This window comes from Vibrio parahaemolyticus, assembly GCF_900460535.1.
GTDB classification, from domain to species: Bacteria; Pseudomonadota; Gammaproteobacteria; order Enterobacterales; family Vibrionaceae; genus Vibrio; species Vibrio parahaemolyticus.
In genome coordinates this window covers 93,535-107,615 of sequence record NZ_UHIL01000001.1, presented here as the reverse complement: position 1 = coordinate 107,615, position 14,081 = coordinate 93,535, and the positions used below count along the sequence as shown (strand labels likewise).

The 14,081-nt window shown below is 48.2% G+C and carries 13 protein-coding genes; 9 read left to right on the top strand and 4 right to left on the bottom strand.

Annotated elements, in window-relative coordinates:
- The first annotated feature begins 49 nt into the window (after window positions 1-49).
- Window positions 50-2,578: a class I adenylate cyclase gene (locus tag DYB02_RS00570; RefSeq protein WP_005496375.1), complete on the top strand. Its 2,529-nt coding sequence runs from the start codon at window positions 50-52 to the stop codon at window positions 2,576-2,578.
- Between the two features lie 67 nt (window positions 2,579-2,645).
- On the opposite strand, the gene cyaY is transcribed toward DYB02_RS00570, so the two are convergent.
- Complete coding sequence (cyaY, locus tag DYB02_RS00565) at window positions 2,646-2,960, bottom strand: iron donor protein CyaY (RefSeq protein ID WP_005459084.1); 315 nt, start codon at window positions 2,958-2,960, stop codon at window positions 2,646-2,648.
- A gap of 74 nt (window positions 2,961-3,034) precedes the next feature.
- Here cyaY and lptM point away from each other — a divergent pair, with 74 nt between their 5' ends.
- The 7 genes from lptM to DYB02_RS00530 all read left to right on the top strand — a co-directional run bounded on the left by lptM (window position 3,035) and on the right by DYB02_RS00530 (window position 10,281).
- Window positions 3,035-3,151 (top strand): LPS translocon maturation chaperone LptM, encoded by a 117-nt coding sequence (gene lptM, locus DYB02_RS26175; RefSeq protein WP_005459128.1) that lies wholly within the window; start codon window positions 3,035-3,037, stop codon window positions 3,149-3,151.
- A 61-nt stretch (window positions 3,152-3,212) separates the two neighbouring features.
- Window positions 3,213-4,466, top strand: a complete 1,254-nt coding sequence (gene lysA / locus DYB02_RS00555; RefSeq protein ID WP_005459130.1) for a diaminopimelate decarboxylase — start codon at window positions 3,213-3,215, stop codon at window positions 4,464-4,466.
- A gap of 10 nt (window positions 4,467-4,476) precedes the next feature.
- Window positions 4,477-5,307, top strand: coding sequence for a diaminopimelate epimerase (dapF, locus tag DYB02_RS00550; protein ID WP_005459097.1), 831 nt, complete (start codon window positions 4,477-4,479; stop codon window positions 5,305-5,307).
- On the top strand, window positions 5,301-6,032 hold the full coding sequence (locus tag DYB02_RS00545; RefSeq protein WP_020839837.1) for a DUF484 family protein: 732 nt from the start codon (window positions 5,301-5,303) through the stop codon (window positions 6,030-6,032). The genes dapF and DYB02_RS00545 overlap by 7 nt, the downstream gene beginning before the upstream one ends.
- The gene (gene xerC, locus DYB02_RS00540) at window positions 5,998-6,930 is read left to right on the top strand and encodes a tyrosine recombinase XerC (protein ID WP_005459099.1); all 933 of its coding nucleotides are present in this window, start codon (window positions 5,998-6,000) and stop codon (window positions 6,928-6,930) included. The genes DYB02_RS00545 and xerC overlap by 35 nt, the downstream gene beginning before the upstream one ends.
- A gap of 8 nt (window positions 6,931-6,938) precedes the next feature.
- Window positions 6,939-7,655 (top strand): 5-amino-6-(5-phospho-D-ribitylamino)uracil phosphatase YigB, encoded by a 717-nt coding sequence (yigB, locus tag DYB02_RS00535; RefSeq protein WP_029805038.1) that lies wholly within the window; start codon window positions 6,939-6,941, stop codon window positions 7,653-7,655.
- A gap of 139 nt (window positions 7,656-7,794) precedes the next feature.
- Window positions 7,795-10,281 carry an EAL domain-containing protein gene (locus DYB02_RS00530; protein ID WP_029805039.1) on the top strand — a complete coding sequence of 829 codons (2,487 nt, stop codon included), beginning with the start codon at window positions 7,795-7,797 and terminating at the stop codon, window positions 10,279-10,281.
- Between the two features lie 72 nt (window positions 10,282-10,353).
- Here DYB02_RS00530 and DYB02_RS00525 read toward each other — a convergent pair whose 3' ends face one another.
- Both DYB02_RS00525 and DYB02_RS00520 read right to left on the bottom strand, forming a co-directional pair.
- Window positions 10,354-10,968: a tRNA-uridine aminocarboxypropyltransferase gene (locus DYB02_RS00525; RefSeq protein WP_021453890.1), complete on the bottom strand. Its 615-nt coding sequence runs from the start codon at window positions 10,966-10,968 to the stop codon at window positions 10,354-10,356.
- Window positions 10,968-12,518 carry a COG3650 family protein gene (locus tag DYB02_RS00520; RefSeq protein ID WP_029853553.1) on the bottom strand — a complete coding sequence of 517 codons (1,551 nt, stop codon included), beginning with the start codon at window positions 12,516-12,518 and terminating at the stop codon, window positions 10,968-10,970. Before DYB02_RS00520 ends, DYB02_RS00525 begins: the two co-directional genes overlap by 1 nt.
- Window positions 12,519-12,565: 47 nt before the next feature.
- On the opposite strand from DYB02_RS00520, the gene DYB02_RS00515 reads away from it, so the two are divergent.
- Window positions 12,566-13,036, top strand: coding sequence for an EVE domain-containing protein (locus DYB02_RS00515; RefSeq protein WP_011106124.1), 471 nt, complete (start codon window positions 12,566-12,568; stop codon window positions 13,034-13,036).
- 51 nt (window positions 13,037-13,087) lie between these two features.
- On the opposite strand, the gene DYB02_RS00510 is transcribed toward DYB02_RS00515, so the two are convergent.
- Window positions 13,088-13,912: a Cof-type HAD-IIB family hydrolase gene (locus DYB02_RS00510; protein ID WP_005478981.1), complete on the bottom strand. Its 825-nt coding sequence runs from the start codon at window positions 13,910-13,912 to the stop codon at window positions 13,088-13,090.
- Between the last annotated feature and the right edge of the window lie 169 nt (window positions 13,913-14,081).

Below are 14,081 nucleotides of genomic sequence, written 5' to 3'. Positions count from 1 at the left end.
GTTTAAAACATCAGCAGATGTCCGTGATTGTTCAACCAAGGAATTACCCTTGCAGGCTTACACCTATACCATCATTCAGCGATTAGACAATTTGAACCAGCAGCGTATCGATCGCGCGCTGGCGCTTATGGATTCGCAAAGCCAGCAAGTTTTCCACTTGATTCCTGCCTTACTGAACTACAATCACCCAGTCATTCCGGGCTACTACGACGCTGACGTTCCGTACGGCGTACACGGTCTTGAACTCAATCCTATCCAACAGCAATTCATCGACGACATACAACTCGCTATTGGTCAGCCACTCAAGACGGCAGAAAAGCCAGCGATCTTGGGCTTATATACCATGGGTAGTACGTCATCGATTGGTCAAAGCACTTCCAGCGATTTAGACATTTGGGTATGTATTTCGCCAGAGATGGATTGCGACGAACGTGAACTGCTCACCAACAAATGTTTGCTGATCACCGATTGGGCGCAAAGCCAAGGGGTGGAAGCAAACTTCTTCTTGATGGATGAAGAGCGTTTTAGAAGTAACCATTCTGAAGAGATGACGGGTGACAACTGCGGCTCCTCACAGCATTTGCTTTTGCTTGATGAGTTCTATCGCAGTGCAGTGCGTATCGCTGGCCAGCGCCTGTTATGGCAAATTGTGCCACCAGAAATGGAAGAGTGTTACGACGAGTACGTTTCTCAATTGTGCAGCGATGGCTACATCGACTGTAGCGAGTGGATCGATTTTGGTAAGTTGAACCGCATTCCTGCCGAAGAATACTTTGGCTCGAACTTGTGGCAACTGTACAAAAGTATCGATTCGCCATACAAATCGGTATTAAAAGCCATTCTGCTAGAAGCTTACTCGTGGGAATACCCGCACACACAACTGTTAAGTATTGATACCAAGCGTCGATTCTTTGCCCATGAGCCAGATCTCTATGGCATGGACGCATACTACTTAATGTTGGAAAAAGTTACGCGCTATTTAGAACGAATTCAAGACGATACACGTTTGGATTTGGTGCGTCGTTGTTTTTATCTCAAAACCCATGAAAAGCTATCGCGTGAACCCGATGTCGGTTCGGTGGCTTGGCGTCGTGAAGCGCTGAGCGACATGATTGCGAAATGGAATTGGGATGACAGCGTGGTTGCCGAGCTCGATGACCGTCGCAACTGGAAAGTTGAACAGGTGAAAGTCGTGCATCATGCGTTGCTTGATGCATTGATGCAGAGCTACCGTAACTTGATTCAGTTTGCGCGTCGCAACGACATCACATCCGCGATCAGCCCGCAAGACATCAGCATTCTTGCGCGTAAGTTGTACGCTGCGTTTGAAGTGTTGCCGGGCAAAGTAACGTTGCTGAACCCACAAATTTCCCCTGATTTACATGAACCAGATTTGAGCTTCATCGAAGTTAAAGAAGGTGGGGTGAACAAGTCGGGTTGGTATCTCTACAAGCAACCATTGATCGCACATCGCATTCTTGGGCAGCCATGTCTTGAGCATCACGAGTACTTGAGCAAACTGGTCTCGTGGGCTTTCTTTAATGGCCTCATCACCGAATCCACGCGTTTGCATGCCGTGGTGCGTGAAGCACAGCTAGATATTGATAAGTTCTACCAAATGGTGAGTGACTTACGAAATACCTTTGCACTGCGTAAACGTCGTCCGACGATGCAAGCGTTAGCGAGCCCGTGTGAAATCAGCCAGTTGGCGATGTTCATCAACTTCGAAAATGACCCTACGTCAGAGCTGTCCGGGCGTTCACTGAAGGTGGATGTGAAAAATACCGATATCTTCAGTTTTGGTCCGGAACATAAAAACTTAGTCGGCAGTGTCGATTTGGTTTACCGCAACTCCTGGCATGAAGTGCGTACACTGCATTTCAAAGGCGAAACGGCGATGTTGGATGCGCTAAAAACCATTTTGGGCAAAATGCACCAAGATGCGTTGCCACCAGAATCGGTCGACGTGTTCTGCTACGCGAAGAACATGCGTGGTGTGATGCGTAATATGGTGTATCAGCTTCTTGCGGAATGCATCGACTTGCGTTTGAAGCCGGTGGAGCAAGAAAAACGCCGCCGCTTTAAAGCGATGCGTCTTGGTAACCAAACCTACGGATTGTTCTTTGAACGCCGTGGTGTGTCGGTGCAGAAGTTAGAAAACTCCATCGATTTCTACCGCAGCATTTCTACCAACAAGCTAAAAGGCTCGCCGCTGTTAATGCTCGACCGTGAGCAAGAATACCAATTACCAGAAGCGGTGGATGGTTTTGCCAGTGAAGGTTTGGTGCAATTCTTCTTTGAAGATAACGAAGATGGTTTCAACATTTATGTATTGGATGAGTCGAACCAAGTGGAAGTGTATCACCAGTTCAGTGGCTCAAAAGATGAGATGATCGCCTCGGTCAACAGCTTCTACACTTCGGTTAAAGACGACAGCCGCGTGGCGTCTAAGTTTATTAACTTCAACTTACCGCAGTACTATCAGATCATTCACCCTGAAGAGGGTAACGCTTACATCATTCCTTATCGCAATGATGGGTGCTCACCGCATCGTCCTACTAAAGCGGTAAACGCGTAACGTAAACATATCCATAAACAAAAGAGCACCGAGGTGCTCTTTTTGTTTTGGTGTTCATCGAGAGGATTTATGCCCAATCAATCTCTTCGCCAGCGTGTTTTTCACACTCTTGCTTCACCATTTCAAACAGCTCCATACCCGTTTTTGAGCAGGTCCATTTGTCTTCCACTAACTTGAAGTGGAAACCGCCCGATTTTGAGGCCAACCAAATCTCATGCATTGGCTCTTGGCGGTTGATGATGATCTGGCTGCGGTCTTCAAACTCTAATGTCATTACGTTGCCAGACACCTCGTAATCAATGTCTGCGCCTGAATCATCGATGGATTCTTCGATGATTTGCATCTGCGCATCCACCAGTTGATGAAATTCAGTATCGTTCATCCGTCTATCCTATTGCTTTTCCTGAGTGTGGTGCGATTATAGGGGGCATTGATTCAATAATCACGATATGCCAAATGAAAAAATTAGTAACTGTGTTGTTTGTGATGGCTGCCGCGATGCTGGCAGGGTGTGGCCAATCTGGCTCGCTTTACATCCCAGATGACGCACAACAAAACGAGCAATCACAATAAATAACCGCACCTTTGGGTGAAATTAGGGTTCAGCAGTCGAATTAAATAAGGGAAGCGAATTTTGGATTACTTCAACTATCAGGATGATGGCCAACTTTGGGCCGAAGACGTCCCACTTCAAGCTCTTGCCGAGCAATATGGCACTCCTCTTTACGTATATTCTCGAGCCACGCTAGAGCGCCACTGGAAGGCGTTTGATAGTGCTGTGGGTCAACATCCTCATCTTGTGTGCTACGCAGTAAAAGCCAACTCAAACTTGGGCGTACTGAACGCGCTGGCTCGTTTGGGTTCGGGTTTTGATATCGTATCTGGTGGTGAACTAGAGCGTGTGATTGCAGCGGGCGGTGATGCGAAGAAAGTCGTGTTTTCTGGTGTGGGTAAAACGCCAGCAGAAATGAAGCGCGCACTAGAGCTTGGCATCAAGTGCTTCAACGTTGAATCAGAGCCGGAACTTGAACGCTTGAATAAAGTGGCGGGTGAGCTTGGTGTGATTGCGCCTATTTCGCTACGTATTAACCCAGATGTTGACGCGAAAACTCACCCTTATATTTCGACTGGTCTTCGTGACAACAAATTTGGCATTGCGTTTGACCGCGCGCCAGAAGTGTATCAATTCGCCCAGAGCCTACCTAATCTGAATGTGCAAGGTATCGACTGCCATATTGGTTCTCAGTTAACGAGCATTGACCCATTTATTGATGCAACCGACCGTTTGCTGGCTTTGATTGATGACCTGAAAGCACAAGGCATCAACATTCGTCACCTCGACGTTGGTGGTGGTTTAGGCGTGGTATATCGTGATGAATTACCGCCTCAGCCTTCTGATTACGCGAAAGCGTTGTTGGGGCGTCTTGAAAATCATCAAGACCTAGAACTGATTTTTGAACCAGGCCGTGCGATTGCAGCAAACGCCGGTATTTTGCTCACCCGTGTGGAATTCCTCAAACACACTGAGCATAAAAACTTTGCCATCATTGATGCGGCGATGAATGACTTGATGCGTCCAGCACTGTACCAAGCTTGGCAAGATATTGTGCCTGTTTCCCCTCGTAATGGTGAGCCACAAACTTACGATTTGGTTGGCCCGATTTGTGAAACTGGTGACTTCTTGGGTAAAGATCGCGCGCTCGTTTTGCAAGAAGGTGATCTACTCGCGGTTCGTTCAGCAGGTGCCTATGGTTTTGTGATGTCTTCGAACTACAATACTCGTACCCGAGCGGCAGAAGTAATGGTGGATGGTAATCAAAGCCACCTTGTTCGCCAGCGTGAAGAGCTGACCAGTTTGTGGCAGCTGGAACAGATTCTACCGGAGTAACACACAACAAATGCATTTCCACTTTTCCAAAATGCACGGTTTGGGCAACGACTTCATGGTCGTCGACTGCATTACCCAGAACGTGTTTTTCTCGCAAGACTTGATCCGTCGTTTGGCGGATCGTCACACTGGCGTCGGTTTTGACCAATTGCTTGTGGTAGAAGCACCTTATGATCCTGAAACCGACTTCCACTATCGCATTTTTAATGCCGATGGCAGTGAAGTGGAGCAATGCGGCAACGGCGCGCGCTGTTTCGCGCGTTTTGTTCGTTTGAAAGGGTTGACCAATAAATACAGCATCAGCGTGAGCACCAAGAAAGGTAAGATGATTCTTGATGTGGAAGACGACGGTGAAGTGACGGTCAACATGGGTGTGCCAGAGTTTGAACCGAACAAAATTCCGTTCAAAGCGAAGCAGAAAGAAAAAACCTACATCATGCGCGCGGGTGACAAGACGCTGTTTTGTGGTGCCGTCAGCATGGGTAACCCGCATGTGGTGACAGTAGTGGATGACGTGGATACCGCAGATGTGGACACTCTAGGTCCGCTGCTTGAATCACACGAACGCTTCCCTGAACGTGTGAACGCTGGCTTTATGCAAGTGGTGAGTCGTGACCACATTCGTCTTCGAGTTTACGAGCGCGGCGCAGGTGAAACACAAGCTTGTGGTAGCGGTGCATGTGGCGCGGTGGCTGTGGGTATTTTGCAAGGACTTTTGGATGAGAGTGTGAAAGTATCGCTACCTGGTGGTGAGCTGCATATTTCTTGGCAAGGCCCGGGCAAACCACTCTTTATGACCGGTCCTGCAACTCACGTATTTGATGGTCAACTGTCGTGCTAGTCAAAGAAAAAGGAAACGGTTTGTCTCAAGTTGAAGCTGACGCATTAACGGCAGAAGTGGTGGCTGAATACCTAAAAGATCACCCTGACTTTTTTGTTGAGCGCCCTGAGCTGGTGGATCGTCTGTCTTTTCCACATTCGGATTTAGGTACGGTTTCGTTGGTGCATATTCAAATGAATCGCCAGCGTCAGCGTATTGAAGAGCTTGAAGAAGAGATCACCACGTTAATGTCGCTTGCGGCAAACAACGATCGTACCTTCTACGAGTTCATGGATTTGCAGGGCTCGATTCTAAAGTGCGGTGACTTCAAGCAAGTTATTAGCGCGATAGAGCTAAAAGCCAAAGATCTCGGACTGCGTGCGTATGTTCGCTTGTTTAGCCAATGCGATGCATCGACGCAACTTAGCAAAGAACATTACCAGCGTTTTGCGACCAACCACCTAAATGGCAAAGAGGCTTATTTGGGCCGCTTGCGTAAAGTGGATCGTGAAGCGTTGTTTGGCAATATGGATGTGCCAGAAATGGGTTCCTATGTGGTACTGCCGCTGGTGAAGAAGCAGACGCTTGGCGTGCTTGCGTTTTCTAGCGAAGATGGCGGTCATTTCCAACCAGATATGGATACCTTGTTTTTGCGTCACCTATCCTTAGTAGTGGCACATCTTGCTCAAACATTGGTATGGCAAAGTTACGATGACGACAACTCCCAACACTCCTCTGCCAAATAGTCTTCAAAAGCCTCTTGAACGCTTTTACGAATTCTTGCGAAGCGAAAAGGGGCTCAGCTTGCACACTCAACGCAATTACAAGCAACAGTTGGAAACCATGGCGCAGCATCTTGCCGAAATGGGACTGAAAGATTGGTCTCAAGTTGATGCTGGCTGGGTTCGACAACTTGCGGGTAAAGGCATGCGAGAAGGCATGAAGGCCAGCAGCTTAGCTACGCGCTTGTCTTCGCTGCGTAGCTTTTTCGATTTCTTGATTTTGCGTGGTGAGATGTCAGCCAACCCTGCCAAAGGGGTGTCTGCACCTCGTAAAAAGCGCCCGCTGCCAAAAAACCTCGATGTGGATGAAGTGAATCAACTGCTCGAAGTGAATGAAGATGACCCATTGGCGATCCGCGATCGCGCAATGATGGAGCTGATGTACGGTGCCGGCCTGCGTTTAGCCGAGTTGGTCAGTGTGGATGTGCGAGATGTGCAGCTGCGCAGTGGCGAGCTTCGTGTTATCGGTAAAGGTGACAAAGAACGTAAAGTGCCTTTTTCGGGGATGGCAACGGAATGGGTTGGTAAGTGGCTGCGCGTTCGTGGTGACTTAGCAGCGCCAGGTGAACCTGCATTGTTTGTGTCTAAACTCGGAACCCGTATTTCGCACCGTAGCGTGCAAAAACGCATGGCCGAGTGGGGACAAAAACAGTCTGTAGCCAGTCACATTAGCCCACATAAGTTGCGCCACTCATTTGCCACGCACATGCTGGAGTCGAGCAACAACTTACGTGCGGTGCAAGAGCTTTTAGGTCACGAGAACATATCGACGACCCAAATCTACACACACTTGGATTTCCAGCATCTAGCGCAAGCGTATGACCAAGCCCACCCACGCGCCCGCAAAAAGAACGGGGAGTGAGCCAAAGCATGAAATTTTACCGCCGTATCGAGCCGATTAAGGCTATGACATTCGATCTGGATGACACGCTGTATGACAACCATCCAGTGATTGTCCGTATGGAGCGCGAGTTACTGACCTGGTTGCAACAAACGCATCCTGCAGTGGCGCACATGGAAAAGGCCGATTGGTTGCAGGTAAAAAAACATGTGCTCCAGCAAAGTCCTGATCTCAAAAGCGATGTGACGCTTTGGCGCCTAGTGCAGTTAAAGCATGGTTTTCTATCCGTTGGCTACGATGAAGCGCAAGCTCAAGTTGCAGCGGAAGAGGGCGTGCAACTGGCGTTGGAATGGCGCAGTCAGTTTGACGTGCCGCAGCAAAGTCTCGATGTATTGGCGGAGTTGGGAGAACGCCTTCCTCTGGTGGCGATCACCAATGGTAATGTCGACTTAGATAAAATCGGTTTGACGCCATACTTCCAACTCGTATTAAAAGCGGGCCCTGACGGTCTCGCCAAGCCTGCTGCCGATTTGTTTGTCAAAGCGCAGCAGTTCCTCGATTTACCTGCCGAAAACATTTTGCATGTTGGTGACCACCTCACGACGGATGTATATGGTGCAAAGTTAGCGGGTTTTGCCGCATGTTGGTTTAATGATATGAATAAAAATGTCATTAATCATTCAAGAACAAGTACGTTACCTGACATTGAAATCAATAGTTTGCAGCCGTTACTCACACTTTTTTAATTGCTTTCGCATTAATCCATTCTAAAGTCATTTTGTGCCTAGAAAAGCATCAAAAAGAAACGTAAATTACTAAGCCTAAAGTAAAAATAACGACGCCACTCATCGTGGTGAAAATAGTGTTACGGCAGTAGTAGGGTACATGCGAGCTTTTTCCAAACGGGTCCACGATGTAAGTCAGCTTAATGACTTTTTAGTCACTTCTCAGTTGCACCCAGATAAACAGTATTTGGTGCAAATTTTGTCTACGCAATCGCGAGAATGTGCGGCTGCACTCGCCAAAGCGGTTTTGTCGATGTTGCCCAATGCTCATGTCATCGGTCACAGTACTCGCAATATAATTTTGGATGGCGACATTTTTACCTCTGGCTGCCTCATCAACCTGATTGAGTTTGACCAAACCACGCTAACGTCTGCCGTCCAAGCGTATTCTTTCTCTCCCGATATAGACGGTGGCGAGCTCAAACGTTCGCTGCAGTTACAAAGCAACTCTCAAGTCATCATCAGTTTTGCCGTGCAAATCGAACGTCGTGATTATCCTTTGTATCAAACTTTTGCGACCGAAAACGTGCGAGTGTCTGGTGGATTAGCGCAGACCATAGAAGACGGCTGTTGGGTGCTCTATCAAAACCAGACATACGACAACGCCGTAGTGGCAGTGGCTTTGCACAGTGATACTTTGAAAACTTGGACAGACGCGTATTCCGAGTGGAACCCAATCGGCATGCCGCACAAAGTGACGCATGCGAAAGGCACGCGCTTGTATTGCTTAGGAGAGCGTAAAGCCCTCGATGTTTACAAGCATTATCTTGCCGACGGGCACGACGTGACGATTAACCAATTACTCAGTTTCCCGTTGTATCGAGAAACGTTGGGGCGCAAGGAAGTTTGTACCGTCACAGAACTTCACGCTGATGGAAGCATGAGTTTCGATAGGCCGTGGTGCCTCGGTGATGAGGTTCAGTTTTGCTATAACCATCCTTCTCTGACGTTAGAACAAGTGCGTCATGGGGTGGTGGAACTTGCTATGCATCAGCCAGAAGTAGTGATGATTTACAACTGTGCCTCACGGCTGGATTTTATTGATAGTAGTGATGAAGTGCAGGCGTTTATGGATATTGCCGCGAGCTTTGGCAGCTACTGCATGGGTGAAATACATGGTGACATTGGCCAGCCAGAAATTCTTCACCACAGTTTGACGTACCTTGCGATGCGCGAAGGCGATGAGGTGCAATCGCTGAATTTGCCTAAACCGCAAGTGAGCGCTTCGATTTCACCGCTGTTTAGCTTAATACGCAATGCGATTGGCGATTTGAATCATATGAACGCTCACATGGGTTATCAACTTGATCGTCAAACTCGCAAGTTACAAGAAAGCTACCGTCGTGACAGTCGCACGGGGCTGCAAAATCGCGTGGCGCTGCAAGAGCGCTTAAGTCACATCGATTGTGACGAGCATTTGTTAACGCTTAAGCTGCTCAATTTCAGCCACATCAACGAAAAGTACGGGTATCGAGTCGGAGACCAGCTGCTCAAAGATCTTTCGATGCATTTTACCAATCGATTGAGAAAGCGCTTAGGCATGCCAGCGGCGCTGCAACTGTACAGCATCGGTGTAGGTGAGTGGGCTTTTGTGTTTAAGGCTGAACAAAGTAGCGAGACGATAAAACAGCACTTTACTCGTTTTGCTGATGCGGTTGAGCAAACTAACTTTGAGCCGCTCGGCCTGCGCGAAATTGATTACCTGTCTATTTCCTTGTGTGGTGGCTTGGTTAGCCGTCGTGATTTTCCTTCGGCTTCTCCTGATGAGCTCTTATTAAAAGGCATAGAAGCGCGTCGTTCTGGCGTTCGCAGCAACACGCATATTTGCAACGCTAAAGACATCGAAGTCAGTGAAGATGTACGTAAAGAGCAACTAGGGTGGTTGAGTTGCGTCAGCCGCGCGATTCTCAAGCAGAACATTATTACGTATAGCCAACCGATTGTGCACGCTTACAGTCATCTTCCTGCCAGCCAAGAATGTCTGGTGCGGATTTTAGAAGAAGACGGAACAGTGATTGCTCCAGGGCGATTTTTACCGATCATCTCAGACACGCATTTGTACACCAGATTGAGTCGTCACATGATCCGCTCGACGCTGCATTACATGCGAGATAAGAAAGGGGATTTCTCGATTAACCTGTCTCCGCAAGATTTGTTGAGCGACAAAACGTTGATGTTGCTGGAGCATGAAATTAGCCAGTTGAATGAGCCGACGCGAATAGGGCTGGAAGTACTGGAGTCTGAACAGATTAAAGATTACGGTCGTATGATAGAAGTGTGCAGCCATTTCAGAAAACTGGGTGCGCGCATTATCGTGGACGATTTTGGTTCTGGATACTCCAATATTGATGAGATCTTAAAGCTAGAGCCGGAAGTGATAAAGCTAGATGGCAGCTTGATTCGAGACATCGATAAGGATTTAAAGCAGCGCAAAATAGCTTCTCAGTTGGTGCGTTTGTGTCAGGTGTTTAATGCAGAAACGGTCGCGGAGTTTGTGCACAATCGAGAGGTGTGCAAAATCGCGCAGGATATGGGCGTCGATTATCTGCAAGGCTACTACTTAGGTGAACCTACGCGTCTGTTTTAGTCGTGTTTCACGTGAAACAATGCCAATAAAAAAACGCAGCCTTGGCTGCGTTTTTTGTTTCGTCGATTGGGTTTACTCGAGAGAGCGTGGTGACGACTTGAGAGCATGGCCACTTTTCTCGGCTTGGAACAGCGCAAGGTAGTGAGTAAAGAACGTATGCATTTGCTGTTGGTTATCTTGTTCACCAAGTTGACCTAATAAGTGGGCAGCAACCTCAAAGGTGCACAAGTTGCCTTGTTGCTGATTACGTCGCAGTTGATATTGAGAATCGGCGAGTGCGGAAAGTCCCATGGTAGGGATACCTTCTAACCAGCGACTCTTATTGATCATCTTGCGCGCTTCTTGCCAAGTGGCATCCAAAATAATGTACAGCGGCATTTTGGCTTGTTGCTGGCTTTGCATTTCCACATGTTCGAGTGTGATGCTTTCTTCACTTGGGAATAAAATCACCGGGTACAGCGAAGGATCAGCCAAGCGAGTGAGCAACTCTGCTGGTGGTTGTTTGCGATCCCAGATTGCTTGCTCGACGTTGAGTTGGCAATGCTGTAATAGCTGGCCCGTATTGGTGTCACGAGTTAGCTCATTTGGGTGCATCAATAGCAGTATTTCGTGCTTGCTGGTGAGTTTAGGCACCAGCAAGCAAATACAGTTGAACTGAAAACCGCAATGGGGACACGGTTGTGACATTACAGTCGAACCCCTTCACGCACTGGGCTAATACCATCCGAGAACAGACGAACACCACTGATTTGTTCAGGTGTGGCTGTTGGTGCCATGCTCGGGTTCAGAGGGTAGCTTACGCCAGTGTACTGCATGACATGTTTTGCTGGTGTTGCGCCGCCGCCACTAACATCGAAAATCAGGTCGCGCCAACCGTGCGACGTTTGTTGGCCGAGCATCATTGGGCTTCTTACCAGTGTAATTCGACTGTTGAAGCGCCATTCTTTTTCATGGTTTTCGAACACCAAGAGCGTACAACCGCCTGAGCCGCACCAATCCAATTGAACCAGCAGTTCTTCATTACCATCACCATTGAGATCGTACGTTAGCCAGCGGTATTGGTTATTGCTTGGGTCGGTTTGATGGATGAAGAAGTAGTTACGTACCGCAGCATCGACTTTGGAATCGAAATCGGCACTGGATGGGACGTCAGCACTGCCGATAGGTTGGTCTGCGCGCTTCGCCGCCGGTTGTTGAACGCCTGCATCACGAACGGTTGCTGGGTAAAGCACTAAGCCACCATCGGCGATCGGGTACACCATGCTGCCCACTTTTTCCTTGGTGGCTTTGAGTTGGTTGCCTTCGCGCGTAAAGAGTCGCTCAGACATCAAACGTTGTTGCTGGTGGTGGGTCATCACAACTTGAACTTGCGACGGGCTCAACTGTTGCCAGAAGCCGCGTTCCACTAATGGGTCTTGACCGTTTGAGTAGCTGTATTTCGTCGTGGCGCTGTGGTCAGGGTTTAAGGTCATTTGCACCTCAAAGCCTTGTGATTGCGTTGAGGTGGCTACATAGGTATTTTCCCAGCTAAGCGTTGCATCAACGTTCGCTGCCATGCCACACCCTTGGTAAGTGTTTCCATCGTGTTTGAGTGTTGCTTTCCAGCCATATAAAGAGTCACTCATGGTGTCTGAACAGAGGTTTTCCGTCATGCGTAGTTCACCATCATCAAGCCTATAAGTGCGTTGGCGCGGCTGCAGTTGACTGCTTTGAATAGACAGCATTTCGGTGGTTTTACCCATCTGTTGGAACTTAAGCGCATTGGCTTCAAAACTGGCTGCCCAAGACGGCTCGTTGCCAAATACACGCGTCGGTTTTTGCGGTTGGCTGCAACGATTTGGGTTTTCGGTAGTGAGGAAGTTCACTTGCTCAACCACAAAGTTGGCGTCGAAATCCGCAGAGAAACCATCAATGCCCGGAGGATTAAGATGACCGATGACTTCGCCATACATGGTTTGGTACGGTTCATTGCCGAGCTTAATGGCGCGTTGAATTTGTTGTGGTGACAGTTGCAACCAATATTGTTTGTCGCTGCCGCAAGGCATGATGTATTGGCTTTCATGGCCGATGATTACTTTGCCGCGCAACATAAAAGTTTGAGGTTGAATAGTTTCAGGCTTATCTAATGATGCTGGTGGAGAGGTTGGTGTTTCCGCGCCAGATTGTGGCGGTTGCGAACTACATGCTTGCAGAACCAGCAGAGTGGCGAGTGCCACTGGGTTTTTCAAAGCCTTCATGTTATATCTTCCTCATTATTGTTACTCAATCGGCATCGGATGGCATTATGGCATATTGGTTATTTAAAACAGAACCAGATACCTTTTCTATTGACACGCTTAGAACCCAAAAGGTTTCATGTTGGGAGGGAGTTCGTAATTATCAGGCGCGCAATATGATGCGTGACCAAGTAAAGGTGGGCGATTTCGTCCTGATTTACCACTCTTCCTGTAAAAATGTTGGCGTGGCGGGGATTGCCAAAGTCGTGCGAGAAGCCTATCCCGACCATTTTCAGTTCGACCCAGAAAGTGATTATTACGACCCAAAATCGGACCCAGACAACCCTCGTTGGATCATGGTCGATATTGAGTTTGTGCGTAAAACCGCGCGGGTGATCCCACTGTCGGTCATGAAAGCGATGCCTGAACTTGAGAACATGCCACTGGTGAAACGCGGAAATCGCCTTTCGATCATGCCTGTGACCGAAGATGAGTGGGAAGCGATTCTTGGCAAAGAGAAGTTACCAAGCCAGAGATAAAAAAAGGGCTGCAAATTGCAGCCCTTCGTGATTTTGTTGTTAACCCAAGGGTTAGAGCAGGTGATCTTGCAGGTAATGCGCCACGGCATCGTCTGCGTTGCTGCCAATCACTTCATTGTTTGGCAGCGCTTTCATCACTTTCTCGTGTGATGTGCCCATTACTAAGCCTTTGCCTGCCATTGATAGCATTTCGACATCATTCATGCCGTCGCCAAATGCAATGCAGTTTTCGAGCGTTAAACCCAGAGTTTCCGCGACTGCTTGTAGCGCGTGGCCTTTCGAAACGCCCGCACTCATTACTTCTAAGCACCAAGGAGTAGAGAACGCGATATTCAATTTATCGCCAAACTGTTCACGCAGTTTGTTTTCAAACACCACCAAACGTTCATGATCTTGCGCTGGATGGGTGAAGAAAATTTTCGCAATGCCGTCGGTAGGCGCTTGGTCTTCATCGAATAAGACGTATGTGAATTCGTCATGGAAATCACGCAGTGTTTCGTCGTCTTTGTTCATCAGCCAACTGTCGTTTTGATACATGTGGATAAGTATCTCGTGATCATGTTTGATCGTGTCGATCACGCCTTGAACCAAATCTGCAGGTACGTTTTCACTGTACATCAGTTGATCGTTTTGGTCATGAACACGCGCACCGTTTGAGGTGATCATGTAAGCCGGAATGCCCACTTGGCGACGAATGCTTGCAACGTCTACGTGGTGGCGACCCGTTGCAAAGACAAAGGTGTAACCCTTTTCATGCAGCGCTTTTAGCGTCTCTTTTGAGTAAGCACTTAGCTGATGGTTTGGTGCCAGTAACGTGCCATCCAGATCTGAGGCAACGATTTTAGTGATCTCTTTGCAAGGTAGCGATGTGCTCATGAAGCCCTCGTAAACGGTTTGGATAGAGTGGAACAGGTTGATTGCAAACGGAGTACAGTAGACTGACTAGATCATACTGCTCCGAATGCGGGGGAACTTAATGCTGCCTGCTTTCCTCGTTAAACGTGCGAGGTGGGCGAAACAGACGCAAGCAGTGTACGCCAAAATA